Below are 25,726 nucleotides of genomic sequence, written 5' to 3' on the forward strand. Positions count from 1 at the left end.
TGGCGGAGTGGACGGGACTCGAACCCGCGACCCCCGGCGTGACAGGCCGGTATTCTAACCAACTGAACTACCACTCCAACCGTAAAACTGGTGGGCGTTGACGGAGTCGAACCGCCGACATTCTGCTTGTAAGGCAGACGCTCTACCAACTGAGCTAAACGCCCTGAATTCGTTTCGCTGTGTGCGTTTCAGCGAGGAGGCGAATTAAAGCACAGGGTTTAAGCTTGTGCAAGTAGTCCGCTTGGTTTTTTTTGCCAAAGCCCGTGATTTTGAATATTTGCTCCATTTTTGCATCGTTTTCCTGGTTCTACGGGTGACGGCGAGTTTGCGCCTCATGTATCATGCGGCGATTAGGTTTGACGGATGATGTGAAGAATGAAGCCGACCTTTCTCGATTTTGAGCAGCCGATTGCCGAGCTCGAGAACAAAATAGAAGAACTGCGGTTCGTGCAGGACGACTCGGTGCTGGATATCTCCGAGGAAATCGCCCGCCTGCAGAAGAAGAGCCTGGAGCTGACCAAGACGCTCTATGCCAAGCTGACCCCGTCGCAAATCGCGATGGTGGCCCGCCATCCGCAGCGACCATATACCCTGGACTATGTGCAGGCCATATTCACCGACTTTGAAGAGCTGCACGGCGACCGCGCTTTTGCCGACGATGCCGCCATCGTCGGCGGCCTGGCCCGTTTCAACGGCCAGTCCGTGATGGTCATCGGCCAGCAAAAGGGCCGCGACACCAAGGAAAAAATCCGCCGCAATTTCGGCATGCCGCATCCGGAAGGCTATCGCAAGGCGCTGCGCCTGATGAAGCTGGCCGAGAAGTTCGGCATTCCGGTGATGACCTTCGTCGATACCGCCGGCGCCTGGCCTGGCATTGGCGCGGAAGAGCGCAGCCAGTCCGAAGCCATTGGCCGCAACCTGTATGAAATGACTCGCCTGCGCGTGCCCATCATCGTTACCGTGATCGGCGAGGGAGGTTCCGGCGGCGCTTTGGCCATCGCCGTGGGCGACCAAGTCAATATGTTGCAATACGCCACGTATTCGGTGATTTCGCCGGAAGGCTGCGCGTCCATCTTGTGGAAGACGGCCGAGCGCGCGTCCGACGCCGCCGAGGCGCTGGGCATCACCGCGCCGCGGTTGAAAACGCTGGGCCTGATCGATCGCGTGGTGACCGAGCCGGTGGGCGGCGCGCATCGCGATCACGCGCAGATGATGACCACGCTGAAGCGCGTGCTGCAGGAAGAACTGAAAGAAGTCCAGGGCAAACCGCTGGATGAGCTGCTGAAGCAGCGCTTCGACCGCCTGATGAGCTATGGCCGCTTCAAGGAAGACGCAGCCTAAGCTGGCGGACAGCCTGATCAAGCATTGGCCGGACGAATTGTCCGGCCTTTGCGCTTTTGAGCTTGGGCTTTCCGGCGGCTTGGACTCGGTGGCGCTGCTGTCGCTGCTGTGCGCGGCGCGCGAACATCGGCCGGCGCTGTCGCTGTCCGCCGTGCATGTCCATCATGGACTGAGTCCGAACGCCGATGCCTGGGCCGCGCATTGCCAGGCGCTGTGCGATTCGCTGGGCGTGCCGCTGCGCATCGAGCGCGTGCAGGTCAGCGCCGGCGGCGGCGAGAGCCTGGAGGCCGCGGCGCGCGAGGCGCGCTATGCGGCCTATCGTCGCTCCGCCGCGGATGTCATCGTCCTGGCGCATCATCAGGATGACCAGGCCGAAACCGTATTGCTGCAGCTGCTGCGCGGCGGCGGCGTCAAGGCGCTGGCGGCCATGCCGGCGCTGCGCGAGTTGCCGCCCGGCAAGCGCTTATGGCGGCCCTTGCTGAATTTCACTCGCCGGCAACTGGAAGACCATGTCCGCGCCCAAGGCCTGGCCTGGGTGGAAGACGAGAGCAATCGCGACAATCGCTACCGCCGCAATCTGCTGCGCAACCAGATTTTGCCTGCGTTGGCCAAGGCCGTGCCGCATTACCGCAGCCATCTGGCGCGCGCCGCCGCGCTGCAGGCCGATGCGGCGGCCATTTTGGACGAAGTCGCGCGCCGGGATGTGGAACATTGCCGTCATCAGGCGGGCCTGGATCTGGCGAACTGGCAGGCGCTGTCCGCGCCGCGGCAGCGCCAGGCCTTGCTGGCCTGGCTGGACGAGCGGGGCTGGCCTGCGCCGGAGCCGGCCGCGCTGCATGAATTCCAGCGCCAGCTAGTGCAGGCCGGGGCCGAGGCGTTGCCGCTATTGCGGCTGCCTGGCGGGGTGGTGTTCCGCTTCGACGGCGCCATCCAGGCCATGGCCGATCTGCAGCCGCCGGCCGCAGGCAGCCCGCTGCCCGACCTGTCCGGCGGCAAGGCGCTGGATTTGCCCGAGTGGGGCGGCAGGCTGGAGTGGACGTGGCGCGCGCAGGGTTTGCCGGACGCCGCGCTGGCGGCTGGCCTGGCGTTGAAGCCGCGTTGCGGCGGCGAGAAATTGGCATTGACCGTGGGGCGGCGCGAGGTCAAGGATTTGCTGCGCGAGGCTCGCCTGCCGCCGCCGCTGCGTCAGCGCTGGCCCTTGCTGTACGCCGCCGATGGCCAGCTGCTGGCGTTGCCGGGCATCGCCGTGGCTGGCCGTGCCGCGACGGGGCCGGGCTGGTGGCCGCTGTGGCGACTGTCGCCAGCCTGATTCAGCCGCGGGCGGTTTCGAAAGCCGCCAGCCGGTCCGCCATTTCCACCTTGTCTCCCAGCGCGCTCAGCGCAATTCCATGCACCATCGCGTCCACCGTGGCGCAGCAATCGCGCAGCACTTTTACCCGGTAAGGATCGGCCGCGCGCGACAGCGCGGTGTGAGTGACGCAGTTCTGCGTCATCATGCCGGCGATCCACAGTTCGTTGACCTCCAGTTTGCCCAGCAATTCGCCCAGGCCGGTATTCAGGAAGCTGTCGGCGTGCGATTTGACCACCACCGGCGCATCTGGAGCCGCGGCCAGCACCAGCGGGTGAATCTGCACGCCCACGCTGTCTTTGACGAAAAACGGCGAGGCGGGATTGGCCGCGATGTGCTGAACCAGGATTACCGGGATGTCTTGCGCATGCGCCTGGGCGATGGCGTCCAGCGTATTGGCCAGCGTCTGTTCGGTATTCCACAAGGGATACTTGCCGCCGGCAAAGTAGTCGTTTTGCAGGTCGATGATCAGCAGGGCGGTGCGGCGCGCGGTTTGCATGGAAGTCTCCTGTTTCGGGTGGGGATGAGTCCATTATCCCTGGCGCATGGCTTGCTGGTGAGTGGCCCGGATGACACAATTCGATCATATTGGGCCATCTTGAGGAAACGTGATGAGGACGCGCAGCGTGGCGGTGCTGGCATTCGATGACATCAGTCCCTTTCACTTGTCCGTGCCGTGCATGGTGTTGGGCGAGCTGGCGGGCGGATTCGAGTTGACAGTCTGCGCGGTGCGGCCTGGCGTCTTGCGCAGCAGCGCCGGCTTCGCCTTGCTGGTCGAGCATGGCTTGGAGGCGCTGCGCGCGGCCGATGTCGTGATCGTCCCTAGCTGGCCCGATCCGGCGCGGCAGGCCGAGCCGCAGTTGCTGCAGGCCTTGCGCGACGCGCATCAGGCCGGCGCGCAGGTGGTGGGCCTGTGCCTGGGTGCCTGCGTGCTGGCCGAGGCAGGTTTGCTGGATGGCCGCCGCGCCACCACGCATTGGGGCTATGTCCATGACTTTGCCAGCCGCTATCCGGCGGTGCGGCTGGATGCCGACGTCTTGTATGTGGAGGACGGCAGCGTGCTGACCTCGGCCGGCACCGCTGCGGCGATAGATTGCTGTCTGCATATGTTGCGGCAGCGGCAAGGCGTGGAAGAAGCCAATCGCGTGGCGCGGCGCATGGTGGTGGCGCCGCACCGCCAGGGCGGGCAGGCGCAGTTCATCGAGCAGCCCTTGCCGCGCGCCGGGCGCGACGCTCGCTTGGGCGAATTGCTGGACTGGCTGCGGGCGAATCTGCGCGACGCGCACACGCTGGATGGTTTGGCCGCGCGCCTGGCGATGAGCCGCCGCACTTTCTCGCGCCGTTTCCACGCCTTGACCGGCGCCACGCTGGGCGAGTGGCTGGCGGGCGAGCGCTTGGCGCTGAGCCAGCGGCTGTTGGAGCGCACCAGCCTGTCGATGGAGTCGGTGGCCGAGCAGGCTGGTTTGGGTTCCGCCATCTCATTGCGCAGGCTGTACCGGCAGAAGCTGGGCATGTCGCCGGCGGCCTGGCGGCAGGCGTTTCGAGGCGGGGCGCGCTAAGCGGCCACGCCGTCAAGGTCAGTAAAAATGCCCATGGAATGATTTTTGCTCCTCAAACCCTGTTTTTGTCCTGAGGAGCCCGCCATGCAACTGGATAAAGTCTACGCGCAGAGTCATGGGATGGCATCTGGCGCGAAGCCGGCAAGTTTTGCCGGCAACAACGATGGCAATGCGTTTGCCGGCATGCTGAGCCAGGCTGCTCGGCAATTGGCCGGCAGCGTGCCGACGCTGCGTCCGCCGCCGGTTCACGACGGGCCAATGAGCGATGAGGACATCAAGTGGGTGCTGCCGTCGCGCCAGGCCGTGGCCTTGCATGGCGAGTATGTGCGCCAGTTGCTGGATCAAAAGATGAGCCAGGCCGGCTTGCCTTTGTCGCCGCCGTTTCAGGTGGCCGGCACCGAGGGCGGGAAGATCAAGCTGGCGGGCCGGCGGGCCGATCTGGCGCAGATAGAGCGGCTGTGCAATGACGACAAGGAGCTGGGCGGCGCCATCTGCAACTTGCGGACGATCGCCTCCTCGGTGCCGGAGATGGACGAGGTGGCAGCCTATGTCAGGGCATGGCAGTGGGCGCGAAATGATGCCGATCGCATGGCGGTGTTCCGCTATTATTCGGCGCGAATGAGTGTGCCGACCAAGGTGGAAACCTGGCTGGGCGGTCATGGCGTCAGCGTGACCGTCAATGGCGAATTGATGCCGCAACTGGCGGCGTGACGGATGCGAGGGCGGCGCCGGCTGGGCGTGGCAAACAAAAAAGGCCGGGAGCGATCCCGGCCTTGGTTTTGCTTGCGCAGCAGGTTTACAGATCCACCTGCAGGGTGACGGCCGCGCTGCGCGGCGCGCCCAGGTTGTAGCGCACCGTGTCGGCCGCATTGACCTTGGAGGAGGTCGGGATGCGGTAGCTGGTGTTGAACATATTGCTGACGTTCAGCTTGATCGTCGGGTTCTTCAACACGCCCATATTGCCGAAGCGGTAGCCGGCGTCCAGATCCACCGTGGTGTATTCCGGCACTACCTCGTCGTTGACCAGGGTGGCGAACTGCTTGCCGGTGTGCTTGACGTCGGTGCGGACATACCAGGCGCCCGGCGCGTATTGCAGCGACAGCGCGGCCATCCAGCGCGGGGTCATCGGGAAGTCGTTGCCTTGCAGCTGCAGCGGCGTCACGGTGCCGTTGTTCTTCCAATCCAGATTGTTCTTGATCTCGCTATGGTTGCTGGTGAAGGAGGCATAAGCGCTCCAGCCTTTCACCGGCACCGTGCCCAGCTCGATCTCGCCGCCCCAGGTATGCACATCGCCCGCGTTGATATTGACGGACTTCTGGGTCACGGAATCGTAGGAGTTGGCTTGACGGTTGCGGAAGTCCACATTGAACAGCGAGCCGCTCAGCGTGATGAAGTCGCCTTGCAAGCGGTAGCCGATATCGGTGTTGATCGAAGTTTCCGGCTGCACATCGTTCACCAGCACAACCTGTCCATTCACCAGTTGCACATTGCCGTTGCTGCCGCTGTAGGCGTAGTTCGGCACCGCGCGGTAGTTCTTGGTGACGTTGAAGAACATCTGCTGCTTGGGCGTCAGGAAATAGCGCGCGCCAAAGCTGGGCAGGGTTTCGTTATAGGTTTTGGTGATGTTGTAGTCGTAAGCCGCCGCGCAGGTGGTCTTGCCGGAACAGCCTTCATTGGCGTGATTGGTGAAATCGCGCTTGATCTGCGGCGTGCGCAAGCCGGCGTTGATGGCCAGGCGATCATCCAGGAAGTTGAAGGTGCCGATGGCGAACAGCTGGGTGGCCGTGCTGATGGTTTCCCAGTCGCGGTATTGGTACAGGCTGCCGTCCGGACGCGTGATCAGGCCCGAGTGCATCCACACATCGGCCGGGCTGCCATCGTTATTGGCAATGCTGGCCTGGCCGGTTTGCACGTGCTGCGCGCGTTCGTACCAGACGCCGGCTTGCAGCAAATGGTTGCCCCAGCTTTGCTCCATGGTGACGGTGATGCCGGGGCGGCGGGTGCGCGTCATGCTGCTGCCGTTGGTGATGATGGTGTCCAGCGTGTCGCCGTCGCCGTTCAGGTCTTTGGATGCCGTATTGGTGTGCGTGGTCTTGTCGAGGAAGCCGTTTTCCGCCTGGGTCTGTTGGCTGGTGCCGCCGCCATAGCCATACCAGAAGTAAGGCTGGAGTTTGATGCGGGTATCCGGGCCCAGCTTCAGCACGGCATCAATCTTGGCGATGACGTTTTCGAACGGATTCTGTTGCAGCTGGTAATACTGCGGCGACGGGCCGGTCTCCTTCTGCGCCGTGCCGAATTGCGGCGGCAGGTGGCCGGGAATGAACTGGGTGGAGTAGTCGGCGTTGTAGCCCATTTGCTGTATCTGCTGCAGCGTCATGGCACCGAAGGCATTGCCCACCTGGCGGTTGTACAGCACGGAGGCATTGATATAGCCGCCGCTGAAATCGTAGCGGATGCCGGTGTCGACGTGGTCGCGCTTCATGCCGCCTGCGCCCTTCCACTTGTCCACTTCGCTGTGCGAATAGCTGGCGAAGGCGCGGGCTTTGCCATCGGCGAACAGGCCGGTGTCGCCGCGCACATACGTGCGTTGCAGGCTATTGCTGCCCAGGCTCTGGGCGATGCGCACGCGGCGCTCCTTCTCCGGGTCGCAGGTGACAAAGCTCATATTGCCGCCGCTGGCGCCCATGTGCGGCGCGTCGGTATCGCTGGAGCCCTGGGTGACGGAGCCCTGGCACAGGTTTTCCAGATCGACGAATTCCTGCGGATAGACCGAATAACTGCCGGAGTCATTGACCGGCACGCCGTTGATGGTGACGCCGATCTGGTCCGAGTTGAAGCCGCGGATGGTCAGCGCGCCGCCGAACATGCCGGAGTTGTCCTGGCTGGAGGCGTTGACGCCGGGCAGCATATTGATGCCCTGGTAGATGTTGGAGGTGGGGCTTTGCTTCTCCAGCGCGGCCTTGTTGACATCGCTGCGCGTGCGGGTGCCTTCCTGTTGTTGCAGCAAGCCCACTCCCAGCTTGTCGCCGGCACCGGTGATGGTGACGGTTTGCAGCTGGGTCTCCTCGGCGAGCGCCGCCTGGCTGGCCAGCGCGGCAAGCACGGCCAGGGTCAAGGGGCGAATATAGGTCTTCTTATTCATTGAATTTCCTGAAATGTAGAGAAATCAATTTTTCATTGGAATGTATTTTCAGCGCAGCCGAAGTCCTGCCGTGAGGCATGGGTCAATACAGCAAGCACTGCGATGGTTGCTTGAGCGGGTTTTGGCGCTAGGCTGTGCCGGGCTGAGATGGCTTGCGATGGACGAGAAGAATCTTTACCGGCATGGGTGATTGAACTCGGGTATGGCAAAGCGCTCAGCGCGGATTATTTCGCCTTGAAATTATTTTCAAGCGGCAAATCTAGTCTATTGTCATTTCATTTTCAAGAAACAACTATTACAAAAAGAATAAAGAAATATGTCTTTATGTGGAGTTGATTTGCAAAAATAATCAATGAAATAGTGGGTTTATGACAAAAATGCGGGAATATGTTAATGAAATGTAAGGATTTGTCGGCGGGTTGATGGAAAAGTATTTTGGAATTTATTTTGCCGAATCATGGTTTGATTGATGAGGCCGGAGGGGGCTGGGCGGCTTGAGCAAGCCGCCGGCGGGAAGGCTTAGAGGGGGAGGGCGCGGATGCCGGCGTCGTCCAGCGCCAGGTAGCCGCCGGTTTCGCCATGCCAGTCCCGGATCACCCAGCGGCTGGAGGCGCCGTGGCGGTGGCGGGCGGGGCGATGGGTATGGCCGTGGATCAGCGTCGGCCAGTCATGGGCGGCCAGCAATTCGCCTACTGCCTGTTCCGTGACGTCGGAAATGGCGCTCAGGCCGGTCTGCTGCTTGTTCATCTCGCTTTGCTGCCGCGCTTGCCGGGCGATAACATGGCGTTCCGCCAGCGGCCTGGCCAGCATGGCTTGCTGCCATTGCGGGCTGCGGCTGACGGCGCGGAATTGCTGGTAAGCGACGTCGTCGGTGCATAGCGCGTCGCCGTGGCACAGCAGAATGCGCTGGCCGTGGGCTTCCATCAGCGTTGGATCGTCCAGCAAGACGGCGCCGCTGCGTTGCTCGAAGCCGGCGCCCAGCAGGAAGTCGCGGTTGCCGCGCATCACGTATAACGGCGTTTGGGCGGCAAATGCGCGCATCGCGGCCAGCGGCGCTTCCAGATAGGCCGAATCGTCGTCGTCGCCTACCCAGTATTCGAACAGGTCGCCCAGGATGTACAGCGCCTCGATCCGGCCGCGCCAGGCGGCGAGCGTGTCCAGAAACAGCTGGTTGAGCGCGGGGGTGTCGTCGGCGAGGTGCAGGTCGGAAATGAAATGTATGGCCATGGCTGCTGTGCTATCCGGAACAAGACAAAGCCGGGGCACGGCCCCGGCTGGATTTTCGATGCGGACGGTTTAGACGATTTCCGCCTTCTGGATCACCACCGGCTCCACCGGCACGTCCTGGTGCATGCCGGTGCGGCCGGTGCGGACGGTCTTGATGCGGTCTACCACGTCCTGGCCTGCCACCACTTGGCCGAACACGGCGTAGCCCCAGCCTTGGGTGCTTTCGGACTTGAAGTCCAGGAAGTCGTTGTCGGACACATTGATGAAGAACTGGGCCGACGCCGAGTGCGGGTCCATGGTGCGGGCCATGGCGACGGTGTAGGTCTTGTTGGACAGGCCGTTGTTGGCCTCGTTCTGGATCGGGTCGCGCGTCGGCTTCTGGTTCATCTCGGCGTCGAAGCCGCCGCCCTGGATCATGAAGCCATTGATCACGCGGTGGAAGATGGTGCCGTCGTAGTGGCCGCTCTTCACGTATTCCTCGAAGTTGGCGGCGGTTTTCGGCGCCATTTCGTGGTTCAGTTCCAGGGTGATTTCGCCGAGGTTGGTCGTGAGTTTGATCATTGTGCTTTCCTTTGCGTTGCAGCCGCGCAAGGCGGGCTTACGGTTTGATGGTGATTTTCTGGATGACGATGGGTTCGAACGGAACGTCATCCATGCCGTTCATGCTGCCGGTGCGCGTCTTGGCGATGCGATTGACCACATCCATGCCCTTGGTGACCTTGCCGAACACGGCGTAGCCGGCGCCTTGCGGCGTCGGCGACTTGTAATTGAGGAAGTCGTTGTTGGCGACGTTGATGAAAAACTGCGCGGTGGCGGAGTTCGGGTCTGCCGTGCGGGCCATGGCGATGGTGCCGGCATCGTTCTTCAGGCCGTTATTCGCCTCATTGGCTATGGGGGCCTTGGTAGGTTTCTGGCTCAGCTTGGTGTCGAAGCCGCCGCCCTGGATCATGAAGCCGTCTATCACGCGGTGGAACACCGTGCCGTTGTAATGTCCGGCCTTGGCGTAGGCGACGAAGTTGGCCACGGTCTTGGGCGCCTTGGTCGAATCCAGCGTGATTTCGATATTACCTTTATTGGTGGCCATTTCGACGATCGGGGCGGCGAAGGCCATAACGGGCAGGGCGAATGCGGCCAGGCCGCAGATCAGTTTCTTCATGGTCGGGAGACGTGTCGGCAAGAAAGTCGGGCTGTGATTCTAGCACAGCGCGCGCGGCGGGTTGAGGCTGGCGGCGCGAGGCGGGGGCGGCGCAGCAGCTTAATCTTCGTTAAGGAAGATGTGTTTTTTCCTTGCCGCGAAAGGGATTCGAGTTTAGACTCCACGCCCTAAAAAGATGCAAGCGCTATCTATTTATCATGCTTGCGCCGTTTTGTCCGGCTCAGCCGGCCAATAAGAAGAACATTTCAGGAACATGATCTCAATGCCATCCTCCTCGTACACCGTCCGACTCCTGTCTATTGCCATTGCTTCCTTGTTTGCCGCCAGCCCGGCGGCCCATGCCGCCGGTTTCCAGCTGACCGAGCAGAGCGTCACCGGCATGGGCCGCGCCTACGCCGGCGCCGGCGTGGCCGGCGACGATCTGTCCGCCGTGTTCTACAACCCGGCCGGCATGACCCAGCTGTCCGGCACCCGCGTGCAAGGCGGCCTGACCTATGCGGAAATCGACGCGCCGTTCAGCGGCAGCAATACCAGCGTCAGCCATCTGCCGGGCACGCCTCCTTCCACCGTGACGACTTCTGCCAACGACAACGGCCGCGGCGCGGGCGAAGTGATTCCGAACGGTTACCTGACCCATCAGGTCAACGACCAGCTGTTCCTGGGCCTGGGCGTGACCACGCCGTTTGGCCTGGGCGCGAGCTATAGCGACAACTGGGGCGGCCGCGACAACGGCATCTCCAGCAGCATCATGACGGTGGACATCAATCCGTCGTTGGCTTACAAGCTGAACGACAAGTGGAGCTTCGGCGGCGGCGTGTCCGCGCAATACGCGAAGGCGGACCTGAAACAGGGCGCCTATCTGCCCGGCGCCAGCGGCGAGCTCAAGGCCGACAGCTGGGGCTTCGGCTACAACCTGGGCGTGATGTATTCCTACAGCGCGGATACCCGCGTCGGCCTGTCGTATCGCTCCAAGATCCATCACGACGCCAAGGGCGATTACACCAATGCCGGCTTCCCCGCGCCGCTGGGCGGCCTGCTCAATGGCACGTATTCGGGTTCGGCCGAGGTGACCACGCCGGAATGGCTGATGCTGAGCGGCTACAGCAAGCTGAACAGCAAGTTCGCCGTCGGCGCCACCGCGCGCTGGACGCGCTGGAGCCGCTTCGACCAGCTGGTGGTCAAGGGCAGCCCCGTGGTGCCTAAGCTGCCGGGCCTGACGCCCGCGCCGATCGATACCACCACCACCATCGACAACCATTGGAAGAACAGCTGGCTGTTCTCGGTGGGCGGCGACTACTTCTACAGCGACGCGCTGACCCTGCGCGCAGGCCTAGGCTACGAAACCACGCCTGTGCCGAACCCGCAGCACCGCAACGTGCTGATCCCGGATGCCGACCGCATGTGGCTGACCTTGGGCGCCGGCTACCAGATCAGCAAGCAGGCCAGCGTGGACGTGAGCTACGCCTATCTGCGCGCGGTGGGCGACACCAAGATCGACAATACTTCGCATAGCCCGTTCGGCACCACCAGCCGTCTGCAGGGCGATTACTCTTCGATCAGCGGCCACCTGCTGGGCGTGCAGATGCAGTACCGCTTCTGATTCGGAATCCGGTGATCAGACAAAAGGGCGCGGCGCAAGCCGTGCCCTTTTTCATTGGCAAGCGTTGGGAAACGCCGTCAATGCGCCATGCTCGGCTGGATTCGCTGCGGAGCGTAATGCGGCGTTTCCCGCTCAAGGTTATAGCAGTCCATGCGCCGCATTGGAGGCGAGTAAAGGTGCAGGGTGACCAAGTCTTCTTGCTGTTGATTCGATATTTTATGGATGTCTTTTGCCTGGTTAAGCAAGATGGAGCCGGTTTTGAAATCTCTGGTTTCCATGGAAATCAATTGGCCTTGCGCGGTGGCGGCGTAGCGTTCCTCGCTCGCTGTCCCTTGAATCACCATGACGCCGCAATGACTGCCGTGATGATTGTGAACGGAGCTGGATTGCTGGCGATGCCAGCAGAACAATAGCAATTCGAAATGCTCATTGCCGTATATCAGGTTGCGGTGGTAATGGCTGCCGCTGAATTTCCAGTAAGGCAGCAGCTCTTCCTGATTGAGCGGCGCATTCTCTAAAAATGTCTGTATTTGTTCCAGTCCCAGTTTCTGGTTCAGCCGGGCCATGCGGGACAGCCAATAAATCAATCCGCTCGGGGGGCGGGCGTGCTCGAATAGGCGCAAGGTTTCCATCATTCTCTCCTGGAAGGCCGAGCGCTCGGCGCCCGCAATGCGATCGAAATAGCCGGAAAATTTTATTTGGTTCCGACAAGATTTATATCGACAGTTTGCGTTAGCACTTTATGCTTGCTCGCGTGTCAGCCCGGGAATGCCGCCGCAGGCTTTTCGATAGTGGTTTTGGGGCTGTGGGGCCCTGAGAAACGTCCCATGCAGCGTCGTTTTTATCAGTCCGCATGTTAATTGATAGGCATGTTGGCGCGTGCTGTGAAGGATTGGCCAGCGGGGCGGAAGAAACGCTGGCCAGACTGTTTAGATGTGATATTCCAGGCAATCCGCCCCATGAAAGACGCGTTGTTGCTGCGGCTCCAAACCGAACAATTCCATTTTCTTCAGCGGCGGCGAGTACAAATGCAGCGTGACCAGGTCTTTGCCGCTGGGATGCAGGTTAGCGACTTGATGAATGTCCAGATCTCCGTTGATCACAAGGCTGCCAGCCGCCATTTCACGCGTTTCGCGTGGGCAGACTTGACCGGATGGGTTCTGCACGAACACGGTTTCGGTCGCCACGCCCTCCAGCACCTTGACGCCGCACAGGCTGCCCCTGTGGTTGTGGATCTGGCTGCGTTGGCCTGGTCGCCAGCAAAGCAGCAGCAGCTCGAAGTGCTCATCGATATAGATGCGATTGCGGCGATACTGGGCGTCGTCGAACTGGCGGAAGGGGGAGAAGTCGGCAGTGGATAGGCTTGGAGAATGATAGAAGCGGCGCATCTGTTCCAGGCTCAGCGGGCCGTCTGCGATGGCAAGTTGGCTGATGGATGCGGCGAGACTGGCTGTCAGGGCGTCCAGGGAGGAACGCGGTGCGAAGGCGCGGGTTTGCATCTGCTTCTCCTTGCATGACTGAGCGTGGCGCGGCCCTGTGGACCATGCCTTGTTATCGGCGCTTTTCCGTAATATTAAATCGATTCATTATGTCGATTTACGTATAAGGATATTCATGGCGCTGTATTGCCCCATTTACGCTGCCAGATATAGACGCTGCAAACCATGGCAGGTTCGGCAAAAGGATCAGGAAGGCGGATAGAGCGGCAGCTTCATCGTTTGTTTGATGGCATTCAGGACGATGGTGGACTTGACGCTGCGCACCAGCGACAGCTGCATCAGCTTGTTCATCACGAAAGAAGACAGCGATGGCAGGTCGGGAACCACGATGCGCAGCAGGTAGTCGGCCTCGCCGGCGGCAGCGTAGCACTCCAGCACTTCCGGCAGCGCATGGATGGACTGCGCGAAATCCAGCAGCGCGGCCTCGTTGTGGCGTTCCAGGCTGACATTGGCGAAAGCCATCACCGATAGGCCGACATGCTCCGGATTCAGCGCCACCTGATAACCCTGAATGATGCCGTCCTGCTCCATCCGCTGGATGCGGCGGCCGATCTGCGAGGCCGATAGTGGGATGGCCTGCGCCAGCTTCTGGTGCGTGGCGCGGGCATCCAGCTGCAGCTGCTGCAAGATCAGCATGTCGAAGCGATCCATTTCGATTTTGCGCATTTTGAGCAAATTATGACGTTTAATGCGGTAAGTATGCAAAAAATCAGTTTTAGAAGCAAATTTTGCGGACTTGCCGCATGGCAGCGGGGCTAAACTAGAGTAAACCATCCAATCCGGAGCCCCAGACATGAACGACCGCGCCGACTTTGTGGTGCCCGACATCACCACCCGCAAGAATGTCGGACTGAGCCACGACGCCAACGACTACACCCTGCCGCAGCCGCTGGAGCGTTACACCGCGGAAGACCACGCCACCTGGGCCACGCTGTATCAGCGGCAGAGCAAGCTGTTGCCGGGCCGCGCCTGCGAGGAGTTTCTGCAGGGCTTGCGCGACTTGGAGGTGGACCACGACCGGGTGCCGGATTTTGCGAAGCTGAATGAGAAGCTGATGGCCGCCACCGGCTGGAAGATCGTGGCGGTGCCCGGCCTGATTCCCGATGACGTGTTCTTCGAGCACTTGGCCAACCGCCGCTTCCCGGTCACCTGGTGGCTGCGCGAGCCGCACCAGCTGGACTATCTGCAGGAGCCGGACGTGTTCCACGATCTGTTCGGCCATGTGCCGCTGCTGATCAATCCGGTGTTCGCCGACTATCTGGAGGCTTACGGCAAGGGCGGCATCAAGGCCAAGGAACTGGGCGCGCTGCCCATGCTGGCGCGGCTGTACTGGTACACGGTGGAGTTCGGCCTGATCAATACGCCGGCCGGCATGCGCATTTACGGCGCCGGCATTGTGTCCAGCAAGTCCGAATCCATCTACTGCCTGGACAGCGCCAGCCCCAATCGGGTCGGTTTCGATTTGATGCGCATCATGAACACGCGCTACCGCATCGACACCTTCCAGAAGACTTATTTCGTCATCGACAGCTTCAAGCAGCTGTTCGACGCCACCGCGCCGGACTTTGCCCCCTTGTACCGGCAGCTGGCGGATGCCAAGCCATGGGGCGCCGGCGACATCGCGCCGAGCGACGTGGTGATCAACGAGGGCGATCGCCAGGGCTGGGCGGATACCGACGACGTGTGAGCGTGCGTATTTTAAGCCAAGCCCGCCTTGCGCAAGCCAGGCGGGCTTGGTATTTGGCGGCTCAGTGCGTCGCGCCGCCGGCGATTTTGGCGTCTTCCCGCTGAGTCAGCGCGATTTCCACTGCCAGCCGCAGCGCCTGTACACAGTCATCCAGCTTCATGCTGGGCTGGCCGGGATGGCGCGCAGCCTGCTCCGGCAAATAAGGGATATGGATGAAGCCGGCGCGCGGACCCGCGCGGTGCAGCAGGCCGTACATCACGTGATTGCAGACGAAGGTGCCGGCGGTTTGCGAGACCGAGGCGGGGATGCCGTTTTCGCGCAGCCCGGCGACGATGGCTTTGATCGGCAGCGTGGAGAAGTACGCCGCCGGTCCGTCGGCCGCGATGGCTTGGTCTATCGGCTGCTGGCCGGCGTTGTCGGCGATGCGCGCGTCGTCGACATTGATCGCCACGCGCTCCACCGTGATGTCGGGGCGGCCGCCGGCCTGGCCGACGGCGATGGCCAGCACGGGCGACAGGGCGTCCAGATGGCGGCGCAGTTCTTCCAGCGCCGCGCCGAATACGCAGGGCAACTGGCGGGCCGCGATGCGGGCGCCGGCAATCTCTTGGCCATCGAGGCGGCGCACCGCCTCCCACGACGGGTTGACGTTTTCGCCGCCAAACGGCTCGAAGCCTGTCAGCAATACCGTTTTCATATCCGTCTCCTTAGCGGAACATCAGCCAGTTCAGCAGCACGGCGTTGACGGCCAGCAGCGCCAGCGCGGTGGGCACCTGGGCCTTGATCACCGCATGCTTGTCTTCCAGTTCCAGCAGCGCCGCCGGCACGATGTTGAAATTGGCCGCCATCGGCGTCATCAGCGTGCCGCAGTAGCCCGAGAACATGCCGATGGCGGCCATGACTGCCGCGTCGCCGTGATGGCCGCTGACCAGAAACGGAATGCCTATGCCGGCGGTCATCACCGGGAAGGCGGCGAAGGCGTTGCCCATGATCATGGTGAACAGCGCCATGCCCAGCACATAGGCCAGCACCGCCACCCAGCGCAGATCCAGCGGCAAATAGCTGGTGGCGACATGGGACACCGCCTTGCCCACGCCGGCATCGGCGAACAGCAGGCCGAGCAGGGCCAGCAGCTGCGGCAGCAGCACCGCCCACCCCATGCAGTCCAGCAGGCGGCGCGTCTCGCGCACGCCTTGCGCCGGGGTTTCGCGCGCCAGCCAGCAGGCGGCGGCCAGCGCCGCCAGGCAGGCGATGCCCAGCGCCTGCAGCGTGGTGTTCTTCGGATCAAACAAGGGCATGCCGGCGATCTTGACGTCCTTGGCCCCCACGCTCAGCAGCACGGTCAGCAGCGGCACCAGCAGCGAAGGCAGAAAAGTCTTGCCGCCCAGTCTCTTTACGCTCTGCCGCAGCCGGTCGGCGGCCAGCGGCGCATGTTGGCCGCCCGCCAGGCGGCCGCAGCCGGCGATGGCCACCATGGCCAGCACCATGGCGCCGGACAGTTCTGCCGGCAGCCGATCCCCAGCCAAAAACAGCGCGCCGAACAGGCCCCAGAACGCCGCGCTGCTGTAGCGGCGCGGATGCTGCCGATCGGTCAGCGTGAAGCCTGCGACGGCCAGCAGTATCGCGCCGACCACCCAGTACAGGTATTCGATGTGCAGAATCATGCGTTTTCTCCCTTCAGCTTGGCGGCGGGCAGGCCGTGGCGCAGCAGATGGCGCTCCAGGCGCAGCAGGCGGGCGCTATGGATCAGGAAGGCGAACAGCGCGGTGGGGATGCCCCACAGCGCGATATGCAGCGGTTCGGTGGGAATGCCGTTTTCCTGCAGGAAAGTGTGCATCAGGATCACCGCGCCAAACGCGACGAAGATGTCCTCGCCGAAGAACAGTCCCACGTTATCGGTGGCCGCGCTCATGGCGCGCAGCTTGTCCCTTTGTTCCGGCGTCGGTTCGCCGTGGCGCTGTTCCCAGGCGCCTTCGGTCATCGGCGCCAGGATGGGACGCACCATTTGCGGGTGGCCGCCCAGGCCGGTCAGCCCCAGCGCGGCGGAGATTTCGCGCACCAACAAATAGATCACCAGCAGGCGGCCGACCGTAGCATTGCGCATCTTGCGCACCAGCTCGCGCGCCTGTTCGCGCAGGCCATGCCGCTCCATCAGGCCCACCACCGGCAGCACCAGCAGCACGATCATGGTCAGATTGCGCGTTTTCATGAAACCGTGGCCGAATTCGGCCAGCAGCGGCAGCGGTTTGATGCCGGCGGCCAGCCCGGTAACGATGCCGGCGGCGCATACCACCAGCAGCGAGTTGAAGCGCAGCACGAAGCCGATGACGACCACTGCGATGCCTAGCAGCGGCCACAAATTGACAGCCTGATCCATGGTTTCTCCTTGGTTTGAGCGTAACGCCGCGCGGTCTTGCCGCCGCGCTGGCGTGAAATGCGGTTAGCTGGCGCTAATGGTTATGCCGGCCTGTTCCAGATGCCGGCGCAGCAACCGCGCGAACGGCACGGCATGGCTGCCGTCGCCGTGCAGGCAGATGGTGTCTATGCGCAGGGATACGGCTTCGCCGCTGACGGCCACGATGCGTTGCCGCCGCACCATGTCCTCCACTTGCTTCAGCATCGCCGCGTCGCTGTCCAGCAGCGCGCCGGGCTGGCCGCGGGGCACCAGGCTGCCGTCGGCGCGGTAGCCGCGGTCGGCGAAGCCTTCCTGCCATACGGGCAGACCCTCGGCGCGGCAGGCTTCGACGAACAGGCTGCCAGCCAGGCCCATGACGCGCAGCCCCGGGTTGAAGTCGTGGATGGCGCGCGCCAGCGTTTGCGCCAGCTCCGGCTCGCGCGCGGCCTGGTTGTACAGCGCGCCGTGCGGTTTGACGTGGGCGAGTTCGCCGCCTTCGGCTCTGACGATGGCTTGCAGCGCGCCCAACTGGTACAGCAGGCCGGCGCGCAGGGTGGCCATGGGCAGCCGCATTTCGCTGCGGCCGAAGTTGTCCCGGTCCGGAAAGCTGGGATGGGCGCCGATGGCCACGCCTTTTCCCATCGCCATCCTGACGGTGGCCTGCATGGTGTCGGCATCGCCGGCGTGCCAGCCGCAGGCGATATTGGCGGAGCTGACGTAGTCCAGCAGCTCGGCGTCGTTGCCGCAGCCTTCGCCCAGGTCGGCGTTCAGGTCAATTTTCATTGAGCAGTCTCTCGATCTTGTTCAGGTAGCGTCGCAATTGCTGATCGGCCAGACGGGCCTCCTCCAGGCTCGCTTCGACGAAATGCAGCTGGCTGCCCAGCCGGGCCTGGCCAAGTTGCCACAGGTCGGCCGACGCCACCATGCCCAGACGCGGATAGCCGCCTGTGGCCTGCGCGTCCGCCATCAACACTATGGGTTGGCCGTCCGGCGGCAGCTGGATCAAGCCGGGCAGCACGCCGTGCGATGGCATCTCCGTGGGCGCGTTCAACTGCAATGCCGGACCGGACAGGCGGTAACCCATGCGGTTGCTGCTGGGCGTGATCTGCCAGGGCGCATGCCACAGCCGCTCGCGGGCGGATTTGGACAGCAAGCCGAATTCCGGTCCGTGGCAGACGCGGATCTGATTGCTGGGCCGCGGCAGCCACACGCCTTTGCGCGGCCGGATGGGTAGCGGCGCGCCCAAGGGCAGCCGGTCGCCATCGCGCAGGGCGCGGCCGTCCAGCCCGCCGAAGCCCGCCATCAGATCAGTGCTGGCCGATCCCATGACCGGCGGCAGCGCGATGCCGCCGTCCAGCGCCAGGTAGGCGCGCATGCCGATGCGCGGGGCGTGCAATTGCAATACCTGTCCCGCGCGGAAGGGGGTGCGCCAGCCCGGCCATACCGGCTCGCCATCCAGCGTCGCCTGGCAGTCCGCGCCGGCCAGCGCCAGCATGCCGTCGCGCAGCAGGCGAAAGCTGGCCGGCGGCAGCGTGATTTCCAGCGCAGGGGCGCCGGCCGGGTTGCCCGCCAGGCGGTTGGCCACGGTCAGGGCCAGCGTGTCCATCGCGCCGGCGCGGCACACGCCTAGGTGGCGTGCGCCGAAGCGCCCCAGATCCTGCACCGTGGTTTGCGGGCCGGCCTTGATCGTTTCCAGCGTCATGCGGCCTCCGCAGGGATGAAACGGACAATGTCGCCCGGTTGCAGCGCGCTGGGCGGTTGCCGCGCGGGATCGAACAGCACCATGTCGCTATGGCCTATGATTTGCCAGCCGCCCGGGGCGTCCGCAGGATAAATGCCGGTCTGGCTGCCGCCTATCGCCACCGATCCGGCCGGCACCTGCTGCCGCGGCGTAGCGCGGCGCGGCGTTGCCAGGGCCGGGTCCAGTCCGCCCAGGTAGGCGAAGCCGGGCTGAAAGCCGAGAAAGAACACCGTGTATTCGACTGCGCTATGGCGCGCGACCACTTGCCGCGAGCTGAGGCCGCAGTGGCGGGCCACTTCTTGCAGGTCCGGCCCGGCATCGCCGCCGTAATGCACCGGGATTTCCACCACGCGGCCGGCCTGGACTGCCGGATCGGCCTGCTGCCACAACTTGCGCAGGCGCGCTGGCCAACTGGCCGCCTTGGCGCCGGGACGCAGCTCCACGGTCAGGTTGTTCATGCCGGGCACGGCTTCGCGGATTTCGTCCCAGTCGCGCAGTTGCTCGGCCAGACGCCAGATGCGGCGCTGGCTGTCCAGGGTGGCGGGCGGCGGCAATTCCAAGGTCAGTGCCTGGTTGCCTAGCCAGTGTATGACGGGCGATGATGGAGTGGCGTCGGACATGGCTTTGGATTGTGTATGATTTTGGAATAGGATGTAAGGTACACCTTAGCTGCATATAATGCTGCTATGTTGATATCTTCTCGTCAATTTACTGTTGTAAATGATGAATAAAGTGCGCTCGGCGCGATGAGGGAGAGATGGGAATGACAATGGCTTTGCCGAAGATTGTATCCTCGCAGCACTTGGTTTCCGAGCGCAGCCCGGAGCTATCGGAGTTCGAATTCAGCCTGACGGTGGTCAATAACGCTTTCCACCGCTGGATGGTGCGCTGCATGGCGGCGGCGGGCGAGAAGGATATGACGCCGACTGAAGTGCTGCTGGTGCATCACGTCAATCATCGCGGCCGGCAGAAGAAGCTGGCCGACATCTGCTTTGTGCTGAACATGGAAGACACGCACGTGGTGGCGTATGCCCTGAAGAAGCTGGTGAAGATGGGGTATGTGTCCAGCGAGAAGAGCGGCAAGGAAGTGCTGTTCTCCACCACCGAGCGCGGCAAGGATCTATGCGAGCGCTATCGGCAGGTGAGAGAGCAGTGCTTGATGCCGACCTTGAGCGACGGCGGCTTGGCCAACCCGGCGATAGGCGAGATTGCCCAGCTGATGCGCCTGCTGGCCGGCGTATACGATCAGGCCGCCCGCGCCGGCGCTTCGTTCTAAGGCGGGATGGCGAATCCGCCGTCGGAGCGGGAGCGGCGGGCAAAGCGCGCTCCTCTCTGACCTGGGCATCGCCCGGGACTGACCCTATAGCACAGCCCAGATGCCGATGATGGCGGCCAGGATCAGTACGCCGGTCAGAATTTGCGATGTATTCTTTTCCTTCTGCAGCGCGCGTTTCATTTGGTCCTGCGCGCTTTCCGCCACATCCAGCTTCTGTTGCAGTTCCGCCCTGGCCTCGTCTTGGCTGGCCAGCATTTTCAGCATTTCCTCACCGCCGAATTCATGCACCGTGTCTTTGTTCCACACCCCCAGCAGCTTGCTGACTTTGTCCTTGAAGTACAAGGCGCTGCGTTGGGCCGGGTCTTGCCATTCAAACTGGAAGCCCTGTCCCGCGTAGAACGAGTGTTTTCGGGTTTGTTCCTCTTCGGTGGCCGGTTGGCTGAGGGTGACCAGGCCAGGGGCGATAGCGTAGTCAGGACAGGTGCTCTTGGCCCAGGCGACCGCATTGCCGAACAAATACGTATCCAGGCCCGTGCCTTCCAGTCCGGGGCTGCATTGCACGCCGTTCTTGGGGCCGAAGGTGACGGTCTTGCTGGGACGATCCACCCGTACCCAGGCCATGTTGTACAAGGCGTGGAAACGGCTGTCGTCGCCCTCCATCGGGTGCCAGTGGCTGCCATCGGAGCGGGCGTAGCCGCGGAACTGCAGGCGGTAGTAGTCGGATTGGCTGGTGACGGCGCGGCTGCGCTGCAGAATGCCGTAAATGGGGTGGGGACCGACCTGAAGGGTCAGAATGGTTTCTCCCAGCGGGATGGCATGGTTGGCCAGGCTGGCTTCGTTCTCCGGCGGCAATAGCGGAATCTCTTCCGTTTCCGGCTCGGCCTGGCTGTTGCTCTTGGTGTTGTTGCTGGTCATCGGCTAGGCATTCCATGCGGTTTGCTGGGTGATGTGGACGATTCTATCGTACATTCTAGGAGAGCAGCAGCGGGCTTGCCGCCTGCTTGCGGAGGAGAGGGCGTGGGCTGGATCCGAGTGGTTGTGTTGAGCGCGTTTGCCCTGCCGGCCTTGGCGGGCGGCGTTTGCGATAGGCCGTTGAGCGTGGGCTGGGATGAATGGCCGCCATTTCATTACCAAGGGCGCGATGAGCAGGTGGCCGGGTATTCGGTGGCCTTGCTGAATCAGGCTGCCGCCAGGCTCGGTTGTCGCATGACCTACCGGCGCTTGCCGTGGCCGCGCACTTTGCAGCAGCTGCGGCTGGGTCAGCTGGATGCGGCGATGCAGGCCTTGAAGACGCCGGAGCGGGAGGCCTATGCCTGTTATGTCCAGGGCTATAGCCCGACCTTGGTGCAATTATGGGTGCGGCGTGACCGCATGGCGCGCTGGCCGGTGCGTAAGCTGGAGGATCTGGGCCGTCTAGGCCATCTCCGGCTAGGCGTGACCCGCGGCGACAGTTACGGCGATACGCTGGACCATTGGCTGCAAGCGCCGCCCAAATCGGTAAGCGTGGATGTCGGCGAGACCCTGGACGGCAGTTTCCGCAAGCTGCAGCTGGGGCGCATTGATCTGCTGCTGGCCACCAGCATCACGGCGCAGCGCGAAGCGGCCAGACTGCCGCAAAGCCCGCAGATGGTTGCCCTGCCGCCCGAGTGGCTGGCGGGCCAGGCCTACTATGTTTTCAGCCGGCGCAGCGTGTCGGCCCGGCAGTGCCGGGCTTTTGCCGATGCCTTGCAGGCCATGCGGCAGGACGGCACGGTGGCGCGTCTTTATCGCAGCCAGTTCGCCGTGCCGTACCCGGAGCGTTGAAGGTTCAAGAGCGCAACAGCGGCAGGGGGGAGAAACGGCCGCCCAGCACATTGCGGCTGTCCTTGCCCCACCAGCTTTCCATCGCCGTGGCGTAGACCTGGCGAAAATCTATGGCATGCGGCAGATTGCCTTCGCTGACGCCGGCCAGCTGCGGCGTGGCGCCGTATAGCCCGCCGTTGACGCGGCCGCCCAGCGCGAAATGCACATTGGCCGTGCCGTGATCCGTGCCGCGGTTGCCGTTCTCGCGCGGGCGGCGGCCGAATTCGGCGTAGGTCAGCACCAGCGTGTCGTCCCAGCGGCCCAGCCGCGTCATCTCGCTTCTTAGCTGCGCCAGGCCATCGGCCAGTTCGGCCAGCAGCCGCGCCTGCGTCGGCTGCTGGTTGCCGTGGGTGTCGAAACCGGTCAGCGTGATGCGCGCCACGGCGATGTCGACCCCGCGGGACAGAGTGTCGGTCAGGGTGCGCACCGCGTTGCCGAAGCCGCCATTGGGCTTGGGGCCGGCGGTGGGCGATTCGCTCGCCGCGGTGCGCGGCAACGGGGCCAGGCTGGCGGCGGCCTGGCGGATATCGCCTTCCACTTTCAGAATGTGCTCCAGCGCCGAGCCGGCGTGGCCCGGCGCTTGGTCCGCCACCAGCTTGGCCTGGCGCGCGAAGTCCTGCGGATTCGACAGCACCACGGCGCGCGAACCGCCATCGAGCGGTCCCAGCACCTGGCTGGACAGCACCACGCCGTCGGCGGCGAAGTTCTTCGGCGTCGGCTGCTCGCGGAACAGGCGCGTCAGCCAGCCTTCGGTCAGGAATTGCTGGCTGGCCGAGGCCGTGTCCCAGATTTCAATCGAGCGGAAGTGCGACAGATTCGGGTCGGGATAGCCCACGCTCTGCAGCAGCGCCAGCTGCTTGTCCTGCCACAGCGGCATCAGCGGCGCCAGAGAAGGGTGCAGGCCGATCTCGCCGTTGAGCTGCAGCACCTGCTCGCGGGCGATGGCGATGCCGGGGCGCAGCCGGTAGTAGTCGGCGCTGGCGTAGGGGACCACGGTGTTGAGGCCGTCGTTGCCGCCTTTGAGCTCCACCATCACCAAGAGCCGTTTGTAGCCTGCCGGCGCCAGCGCCCAGGACAGATTGGGCAGCACCGTCATCATCAGTCCCGCGCCGGCGGCCTTCAGGAATTCGCGTCGTTTGAACATGGCAGGCTCCTCACTCCACCTGGTAGGACGGGTCCATCAGCAACTGGGCGATGGCCTTGGCGCCGCTCTCTCCCTGCGGCAAGGGATTGGCCGGCGGCACCGCCAGCAGCATCCGCGCCGCGTCGGACGCGCTCTTCACGTCATAGATGGCAGCCCATTCGTCCGGCTGCAGCTTCATCGACGCCACGCCCTTGGCGACGAAGCGGTTGATCCTCGCTTCGCGGCCCGCCATCTCGTTCAGGCTGCCGTCCGCTTGGGCGAAGGCGTCGCGCGCCGGGGCGGCGTCGTGGGTGATGCGGTCCAGAAACTGCTTGCGGGTCAGCAGGGTGGCGCTGTTGATCCAGGCTTCGCCGCCGGGCCAGCCTTTGACATTGGGCGGCGCGAACACGTCCTGGCCCAGCTGGCGGTTCAGGCCGGCTATCACCCGCCAATCCGGCGGCATCAGGTCGAACGTCACCAGCGTGCCGACCGTCAGCTCCACCGGCGATTTCACCAGTTGGCCCTGGCTGCGCCAGAACTGCGGCGTCAGCAGCAGCGCGCGCATCAAGGGCTTTAACTGATAATGATTGCGGCGGAAGTCGGCGGCCAGCTTGTTCACCGCAGCGGCGTCCGGCGTGGGCGATACAAAATTGCGCCACAGCTTGTTGGTGATGAATACCGAGGTTTGCGGCTGCTGCAGCAACAGATCGACCACGTCGTCGCCGTCGAAATTGCCGCGCTGGCCGAAGATGAGCTTGTCGCCGGTGTCGCGCAGCCGCGGACGGACGATGAATTGGTCGTCATGGTCCAGGCCCCAGCCGGTGAAGGCGCGTGCCGCTTCGCGGATATCCTGCTCCGTGTAGTGGCCCTCGCCCAGCGTGAACAGCTCCATCACTTCGCGCGCGAAGTTCTCATTCGGCTGCTCCTTGCGGTTATTGGCGGTGTCCAGATAACGCATCATCGCCGGATCGCGCGCCACCGCATGCAAGAGCTGGCCGAAGTCGCCCAGCGCGTAGTGGCGCAGCAGCAGGTTCTGCTGGTACATCATTTGCGGCGAACGCACCTTGTCCAGCGCCGACACGAAATGGTTGTGCCAGAACAGGGTCATTTTCTCGGTCAATGGCGACGGGGTGGCGCGCATTTCGGCCAGCCACCAGCTGCGCAGCTCCACCGCATGCTGGTTGCGCTCCTGTTGCAGCGCTTTCTTCTGATCTTCGGTCAGGCCGGGCTGGCCGGGGCGTTCGAACGGCTCATTGGCCCAACCCGGCGGCGGCGTGACGGCCTGAGTGCGGACGCCGGCCAAAATCTTGTCCACCGCCGCCTCGCGGCTCAGCGGCGCGAAAACGGCGATCTGCGCCGGGTTGGCGCCGAAGCCGGTGCGCAGCAGCAGGTGGCGCGCGCCGTCGACGCCGATGTCGGCCAGGGAGCACAAGGGCAGGCCGCACAGGGCGGCGGCCAGCAGGAGGCGTTTCATGGTTGTCTTCCCCCTTTGCGGGTGGATTCTTGAGCGAGCGATGTCAGCATAGTGGCTACTTTTCGCTGCGGTATTAAGCGAATGGGGCAGAGTGTTAAGTTGTTTGCCGTAATCTCCGTTATACTGTGCGCCTATCACCGGGGGTGCCCGCCATGCGGGCTGAGAGACACCCTGAGAACCTGATCTGGGTCATGCCAGCGGAGGGAGCGTGATGCGCGGGAAGTCTCCCGCATGCCCGCTTGCTCCGTCGTTTCTGTACGGAGAATTTCATGAAGTGGTTTCCCAAGCTTGTTGTCCTTGCTCTGAGCCTGTCCGGACTTTCCGTCCAAGCCGCCGAGTTGCGCGTGCTGGCGCACAGCTCGTTTACCGTGGACAAGCCGCTGCTGGCGGCCTTTGAAAAGCAGACCGGCGCCAAGGTGTCCATCATCAAGGCCGGCGATGCCGGCGAGATGGTCAACAAGCTGATTCTGACCAAGTCCGCGCCGATTGCCGATGTGGTGTTCGGCATCGACAACAGCCTGATCGGCAAGGCCGAGCAAGCTGGCGCGCTGGCGCCGCTGCCGGCTGAATTGGCTGCTGGCGGCAAGGTCAGCCTGCCTGGGGCTGCCGCCATCGACTACGGCTATGTCACCTTGAACTACGACAAGGCCTGGTTCGCCAAGAACAAGCTGCCCTTGCCTAAGTCCCTGAACGATCTGACGCTGCCGGCCTATAAAAACCTGCTGGTGGTGGAAAATCCAGCTACGTCCAGCCCGGGCCTGGCTTTTCTGGCCGCCACCATCCACGCCTTCGGCGAAGAGAAAGCCTTCGCGCTGTGGGGCAAGCTGCGCGATAACGGCCTGAAGGTCAGCAAGAGCTGGACCGAAGCCTATTACACCGACTTCTCCAAGAACGGCGGCGGCCGGCCCATCGTGGTCAGCTACGCCACCAGTCCGGCGGCCGAAGTGTTCTATAGCAAGGAAAAGCTGATGGATGCCCCGACCGGCAACCTGCTGTTGCCGGGCACGGTGTTCCGCCAAGTGGAAGGCGCGGCGCTGGTCAAGGGCGGCAAGGAACCGAAGCTGGCGCAACAGTTCATCGGCTTCCTGCGCTCGGACGCGGTGCAAAAGGCCATCCCGACGCAAATGTGGATGTACCCGGCGATGGACAATATCGCGCTGGACCCGGTGTTCAAGCATGCCGAGCAGCCCACCGCGCATGACACCCCCGACAGCGCCACGCTGGCCGCCAAGCAGCGCGGCTGGGTCAGCCGCTGGACGCGGGTGGTGTTGAAGTCGGGTAATTGATGCCTGAAGCGGCCGGTTTCTGCCATGATTCGA

26 protein-coding genes, 2 tRNA genes and 1 riboswitch are annotated in these 25,726 nt (G+C 63.4%); of the genes, 9 read left to right on the forward strand and 19 right to left on the reverse strand.

Going from position 1 to position 25,726, the window contains the following annotated elements; all coding sequences use genetic code 11:
• Positions 1-77, reverse strand: a tRNA-Asp gene (locus QUG01_RS11285).
• A gap of 11 nt (positions 78-88) precedes the next feature.
• A tRNA-Val gene (locus tag QUG01_RS11290) sits at positions 89-164 on the reverse strand.
• 211 nt (positions 165-375) lie between these two features.
• On the opposite strand from QUG01_RS11290, the gene QUG01_RS11295 reads away from it, so the two are divergent.
• Together QUG01_RS11295 and tilS are read left to right on the forward strand one after the other, a co-directional pair.
• On the forward strand, positions 376-1,341 hold the full coding sequence (locus QUG01_RS11295; protein ID WP_500830233.1) for an acetyl-CoA carboxylase carboxyltransferase subunit alpha: 966 nt from the start codon (positions 376-378) through the stop codon (positions 1,339-1,341).
• Complete coding sequence (gene tilS, locus QUG01_RS11300; RefSeq protein ID WP_500830234.1) at positions 1,313-2,650, forward strand: tRNA lysidine(34) synthetase TilS; 1,338 nt, start codon at positions 1,313-1,315, stop codon at positions 2,648-2,650. Before QUG01_RS11295 ends, tilS begins: the two co-directional genes overlap by 29 nt.
• Before the next feature lies 1 nt (position 2,651).
• Here tilS and QUG01_RS11305 read toward each other — a convergent pair whose 3' ends face one another.
• Positions 2,652-3,188, reverse strand: a complete 537-nt coding sequence (locus QUG01_RS11305; RefSeq protein ID WP_500830235.1) for a cysteine hydrolase family protein — start codon at positions 3,186-3,188, stop codon at positions 2,652-2,654.
• Between the two features lie 112 nt (positions 3,189-3,300).
• Here QUG01_RS11305 and QUG01_RS11310 point away from each other — a divergent pair, with 112 nt between their 5' ends.
• Both QUG01_RS11310 and QUG01_RS11315 read left to right on the forward strand, forming a co-directional pair.
• Positions 3,301-4,248: a GlxA family transcriptional regulator gene (locus QUG01_RS11310; protein ID WP_500830236.1), complete on the forward strand. Its 948-nt coding sequence runs from the start codon at positions 3,301-3,303 to the stop codon at positions 4,246-4,248.
• An 84-nt stretch (positions 4,249-4,332) separates the two neighbouring features.
• The gene (locus QUG01_RS11315) at positions 4,333-4,959 is read left to right on the forward strand and encodes a hypothetical protein (protein ID WP_500830237.1); all 627 of its coding nucleotides are present in this window, start codon (positions 4,333-4,335) and stop codon (positions 4,957-4,959) included.
• 85 nt (positions 4,960-5,044) lie between these two features.
• On the opposite strand, the gene QUG01_RS11320 is transcribed toward QUG01_RS11315, so the two are convergent.
• The 4 genes from QUG01_RS11320 to QUG01_RS11335 form a co-directional block, all read right to left on the reverse strand.
• A complete protein-coding gene (locus QUG01_RS11320) occupies positions 5,045-7,390 on the reverse strand; it encodes a TonB-dependent receptor (protein ID WP_500830238.1) in 2,346 nt (781 codons plus the stop codon).
• Positions 7,391-7,909: 519 nt separating this feature from the next.
• Positions 7,910-8,617 carry a UDP-2,3-diacylglucosamine diphosphatase gene (locus tag QUG01_RS11325; RefSeq protein WP_500830239.1) on the reverse strand — a complete coding sequence of 236 codons (708 nt, stop codon included), beginning with the start codon at positions 8,615-8,617 and terminating at the stop codon, positions 7,910-7,912.
• 69 nt (positions 8,618-8,686) lie between these two features.
• Positions 8,687-9,178 (reverse strand): peptidylprolyl isomerase, encoded by a 492-nt coding sequence (locus QUG01_RS11330; protein ID WP_103321985.1) that lies wholly within the window; start codon positions 9,176-9,178, stop codon positions 8,687-8,689.
• A 37-nt stretch (positions 9,179-9,215) separates the two neighbouring features.
• Positions 9,216-9,773 carry a peptidylprolyl isomerase gene (locus tag QUG01_RS11335; protein WP_500830240.1) on the reverse strand — a complete coding sequence of 186 codons (558 nt, stop codon included), beginning with the start codon at positions 9,771-9,773 and terminating at the stop codon, positions 9,216-9,218.
• A 262-nt stretch (positions 9,774-10,035) separates the two neighbouring features.
• Between QUG01_RS11335 and QUG01_RS11340 the strand changes: the two genes are divergently transcribed.
• A complete protein-coding gene (locus QUG01_RS11340) occupies positions 10,036-11,373 on the forward strand; it encodes an OmpP1/FadL family transporter (RefSeq protein WP_500830241.1) in 1,338 nt (445 codons plus the stop codon).
• Positions 11,374-11,450: 77 nt separating this feature from the next.
• Here the strand turns inward: QUG01_RS11340 and QUG01_RS11345 are convergent, their stop codons facing one another.
• The 3 genes from QUG01_RS11345 to QUG01_RS11355 form a co-directional block, all read right to left on the reverse strand.
• Positions 11,451-12,005 (reverse strand): cysteine dioxygenase, encoded by a 555-nt coding sequence (locus QUG01_RS11345; RefSeq protein WP_500830242.1) that lies wholly within the window; start codon positions 12,003-12,005, stop codon positions 11,451-11,453.
• 297 nt (positions 12,006-12,302) lie between these two features.
• On the reverse strand, positions 12,303-12,872 hold the full coding sequence (locus QUG01_RS11350; protein WP_500830243.1) for a cysteine dioxygenase: 570 nt from the start codon (positions 12,870-12,872) through the stop codon (positions 12,303-12,305).
• 186 nt (positions 12,873-13,058) lie between these two features.
• A complete protein-coding gene (locus tag QUG01_RS11355; protein WP_500830244.1) occupies positions 13,059-13,523 on the reverse strand; it encodes an Lrp/AsnC family transcriptional regulator in 465 nt (154 codons plus the stop codon).
• A 142-nt stretch (positions 13,524-13,665) separates the two neighbouring features.
• Between QUG01_RS11355 and phhA the strand changes: the two genes are divergently transcribed.
• Entirely contained in the window at positions 13,666-14,559 is an 894-nt protein-coding gene (phhA, locus tag QUG01_RS11360; RefSeq protein WP_261173756.1) for a phenylalanine 4-monooxygenase, read from the forward strand.
• A 61-nt stretch (positions 14,560-14,620) separates the two neighbouring features.
• Here the strand turns inward: phhA and pcp are convergent, their stop codons facing one another.
• The 6 genes from pcp to pxpB form a co-directional block, all read right to left on the reverse strand.
• A complete protein-coding gene (gene pcp / locus QUG01_RS11365) occupies positions 14,621-15,253 on the reverse strand; it encodes a pyroglutamyl-peptidase I (RefSeq protein WP_500830245.1) in 633 nt (210 codons plus the stop codon).
• Between the two features lie 10 nt (positions 15,254-15,263).
• Positions 15,264-16,220 (reverse strand): DUF979 domain-containing protein, encoded by a 957-nt coding sequence (locus tag QUG01_RS11370; RefSeq protein ID WP_500830246.1) that lies wholly within the window; start codon positions 16,218-16,220, stop codon positions 15,264-15,266.
• Complete coding sequence (locus QUG01_RS11375; RefSeq protein ID WP_500830247.1) at positions 16,217-16,933, reverse strand: DUF969 domain-containing protein; 717 nt, start codon at positions 16,931-16,933, stop codon at positions 16,217-16,219. The genes QUG01_RS11370 and QUG01_RS11375 overlap by 4 nt, the downstream gene beginning before the upstream one ends.
• Before the next feature lie 63 nt (positions 16,934-16,996).
• Positions 16,997-17,734, reverse strand: coding sequence for a 5-oxoprolinase subunit PxpA (gene pxpA, locus QUG01_RS11380; protein ID WP_500830248.1), 738 nt, complete (start codon positions 17,732-17,734; stop codon positions 16,997-16,999).
• Positions 17,724-18,653 carry a 5-oxoprolinase subunit C family protein gene (locus tag QUG01_RS11385; protein WP_500830249.1) on the reverse strand — a complete coding sequence of 310 codons (930 nt, stop codon included), beginning with the start codon at positions 18,651-18,653 and terminating at the stop codon, positions 17,724-17,726. The genes pxpA and QUG01_RS11385 overlap by 11 nt, the downstream gene beginning before the upstream one ends.
• A complete protein-coding gene (gene pxpB, locus QUG01_RS11390) occupies positions 18,650-19,312 on the reverse strand; it encodes a 5-oxoprolinase subunit PxpB (protein WP_500830250.1) in 663 nt (220 codons plus the stop codon). The genes QUG01_RS11385 and pxpB overlap by 4 nt, the downstream gene beginning before the upstream one ends.
• Before the next feature lie 143 nt (positions 19,313-19,455).
• On the opposite strand from pxpB, the gene QUG01_RS11395 reads away from it, so the two are divergent.
• On the forward strand, positions 19,456-19,968 hold the full coding sequence (locus QUG01_RS11395) for a winged helix DNA-binding protein (protein WP_233164337.1): 513 nt from the start codon (positions 19,456-19,458) through the stop codon (positions 19,966-19,968).
• An 84-nt stretch (positions 19,969-20,052) separates the two neighbouring features.
• Here the strand turns inward: QUG01_RS11395 and QUG01_RS11400 are convergent, their stop codons facing one another.
• Entirely contained in the window at positions 20,053-20,883 is an 831-nt protein-coding gene (locus tag QUG01_RS11400; RefSeq protein WP_106077147.1) for a hypothetical protein, read from the reverse strand.
• A 102-nt stretch (positions 20,884-20,985) separates the two neighbouring features.
• Here QUG01_RS11400 and QUG01_RS11405 point away from each other — a divergent pair, with 102 nt between their 5' ends.
• Complete coding sequence (locus QUG01_RS11405; RefSeq protein WP_500830251.1) at positions 20,986-21,771, forward strand: substrate-binding periplasmic protein; 786 nt, start codon at positions 20,986-20,988, stop codon at positions 21,769-21,771.
• Between the two features lie 4 nt (positions 21,772-21,775).
• On the opposite strand, the gene QUG01_RS11410 is transcribed toward QUG01_RS11405, so the two are convergent.
• Together QUG01_RS11410 and QUG01_RS11415 are read right to left on the reverse strand one after the other, a co-directional pair.
• On the reverse strand, positions 21,776-22,954 hold the full coding sequence (locus tag QUG01_RS11410) for a DUF1501 domain-containing protein (protein ID WP_500830252.1): 1,179 nt from the start codon (positions 22,952-22,954) through the stop codon (positions 21,776-21,778).
• Between the two features lie 10 nt (positions 22,955-22,964).
• Positions 22,965-24,407, reverse strand: a complete 1,443-nt coding sequence (locus tag QUG01_RS11415; RefSeq protein WP_500830253.1) for a DUF1800 domain-containing protein — start codon at positions 24,405-24,407, stop codon at positions 22,965-22,967.
• A gap of 129 nt (positions 24,408-24,536) precedes the next feature.
• Positions 24,537-24,631, forward strand: a riboswitch (TPP riboswitch).
• 45 nt (positions 24,632-24,676) lie between these two features.
• Here QUG01_RS11415 and QUG01_RS11420 point away from each other — a divergent pair.
• Positions 24,677-25,693, forward strand: a complete 1,017-nt coding sequence (locus QUG01_RS11420) for a thiamine ABC transporter substrate-binding protein (protein WP_500830254.1) — start codon at positions 24,677-24,679, stop codon at positions 25,691-25,693.
• Positions 25,694-25,726: the final 33 nt, after the last annotated feature.

Source organism: Chromobacterium sp. CCUG 76385 (assembly GCF_059916625.1).

Bases quoted from the DNA above. Each gene is read 5' to 3' on its own strand.
- QUG01_RS11295 (WP_500830233.1), top strand. From the start codon at position 376: ATGAAGCCGACCTTTCTCGATTTTGAGCAGCCGATTGCCGAGCTCGAG.
- tilS (WP_500830234.1), top strand. From the start codon at position 1,313: ATGGCCGCTTCAAGGAAGACGCAGCCTAAGCTGGCGGACAGCCTGATC.
- QUG01_RS11305 (WP_500830235.1), bottom strand. From the start codon at position 3,188: ATGCAAACCGCGCGCCGCACCGCCCTGCTGATCATCGACCTGCAAAAC.
- QUG01_RS11310 (WP_500830236.1), top strand. From the start codon at position 3,301: ATGAGGACGCGCAGCGTGGCGGTGCTGGCATTCGATGACATCAGTCCC.
- QUG01_RS11315 (WP_500830237.1), top strand. From the start codon at position 4,333: ATGCAACTGGATAAAGTCTACGCGCAGAGTCATGGGATGGCATCTGGC.
- QUG01_RS11320 (WP_500830238.1), bottom strand. From the start codon at position 7,390: ATGAATAAGAAGACCTATATTCGCCCCTTGACCCTGGCCGTGCTTGCC.
- QUG01_RS11325 (WP_500830239.1), bottom strand. From the start codon at position 8,617: ATGGCCATACATTTCATTTCCGACCTGCACCTCGCCGACGACACCCCC.
- QUG01_RS11330 (WP_103321985.1), bottom strand. From the start codon at position 9,178: ATGATCAAACTCACGACCAACCTCGGCGAAATCACCCTGGAACTGAAC.
- QUG01_RS11335 (WP_500830240.1), bottom strand. From the start codon at position 9,773: ATGAAGAAACTGATCTGCGGCCTGGCCGCATTCGCCCTGCCCGTTATG.
- QUG01_RS11340 (WP_500830241.1), top strand. From the start codon at position 10,036: ATGCCATCCTCCTCGTACACCGTCCGACTCCTGTCTATTGCCATTGCT.
- QUG01_RS11345 (WP_500830242.1), bottom strand. From the start codon at position 12,005: ATGGAAACCTTGCGCCTATTCGAGCACGCCCGCCCCCCGAGCGGATTG.
- QUG01_RS11350 (WP_500830243.1), bottom strand. From the start codon at position 12,872: ATGCAAACCCGCGCCTTCGCACCGCGTTCCTCCCTGGACGCCCTGACA.
- QUG01_RS11355 (WP_500830244.1), bottom strand. From the start codon at position 13,523: ATGGATCGCTTCGACATGCTGATCTTGCAGCAGCTGCAGCTGGATGCC.
- phhA (WP_261173756.1), top strand. From the start codon at position 13,666: ATGAACGACCGCGCCGACTTTGTGGTGCCCGACATCACCACCCGCAAG.
- pcp (WP_500830245.1), bottom strand. From the start codon at position 15,253: ATGAAAACGGTATTGCTGACAGGCTTCGAGCCGTTTGGCGGCGAAAAC.
- QUG01_RS11370 (WP_500830246.1), bottom strand. From the start codon at position 16,220: ATGATTCTGCACATCGAATACCTGTACTGGGTGGTCGGCGCGATACTG.
- QUG01_RS11375 (WP_500830247.1), bottom strand. From the start codon at position 16,933: ATGGATCAGGCTGTCAATTTGTGGCCGCTGCTAGGCATCGCAGTGGTC.
- pxpA (WP_500830248.1), bottom strand. From the start codon at position 17,734: ATGAAAATTGACCTGAACGCCGACCTGGGCGAAGGCTGCGGCAACGAC.
- QUG01_RS11385 (WP_500830249.1), bottom strand. From the start codon at position 18,653: ATGACGCTGGAAACGATCAAGGCCGGCCCGCAAACCACGGTGCAGGAT.
- pxpB (WP_500830250.1), bottom strand. From the start codon at position 19,312: ATGTCCGACGCCACTCCATCATCGCCCGTCATACACTGGCTAGGCAAC.
- QUG01_RS11395 (WP_233164337.1), top strand. From the start codon at position 19,456: ATGACAATGGCTTTGCCGAAGATTGTATCCTCGCAGCACTTGGTTTCC.
- QUG01_RS11400 (WP_106077147.1), bottom strand. From the start codon at position 20,883: ATGACCAGCAACAACACCAAGAGCAACAGCCAGGCCGAGCCGGAAACG.
- QUG01_RS11410 (WP_500830252.1), bottom strand. From the start codon at position 22,954: ATGTTCAAACGACGCGAATTCCTGAAGGCCGCCGGCGCGGGACTGATG.
- QUG01_RS11415 (WP_500830253.1), bottom strand. From the start codon at position 24,407: ATGAAACGCCTCCTGCTGGCCGCCGCCCTGTGCGGCCTGCCCTTGTGC.
- QUG01_RS11420 (WP_500830254.1), top strand. From the start codon at position 24,677: ATGAAGTGGTTTCCCAAGCTTGTTGTCCTTGCTCTGAGCCTGTCCGGA.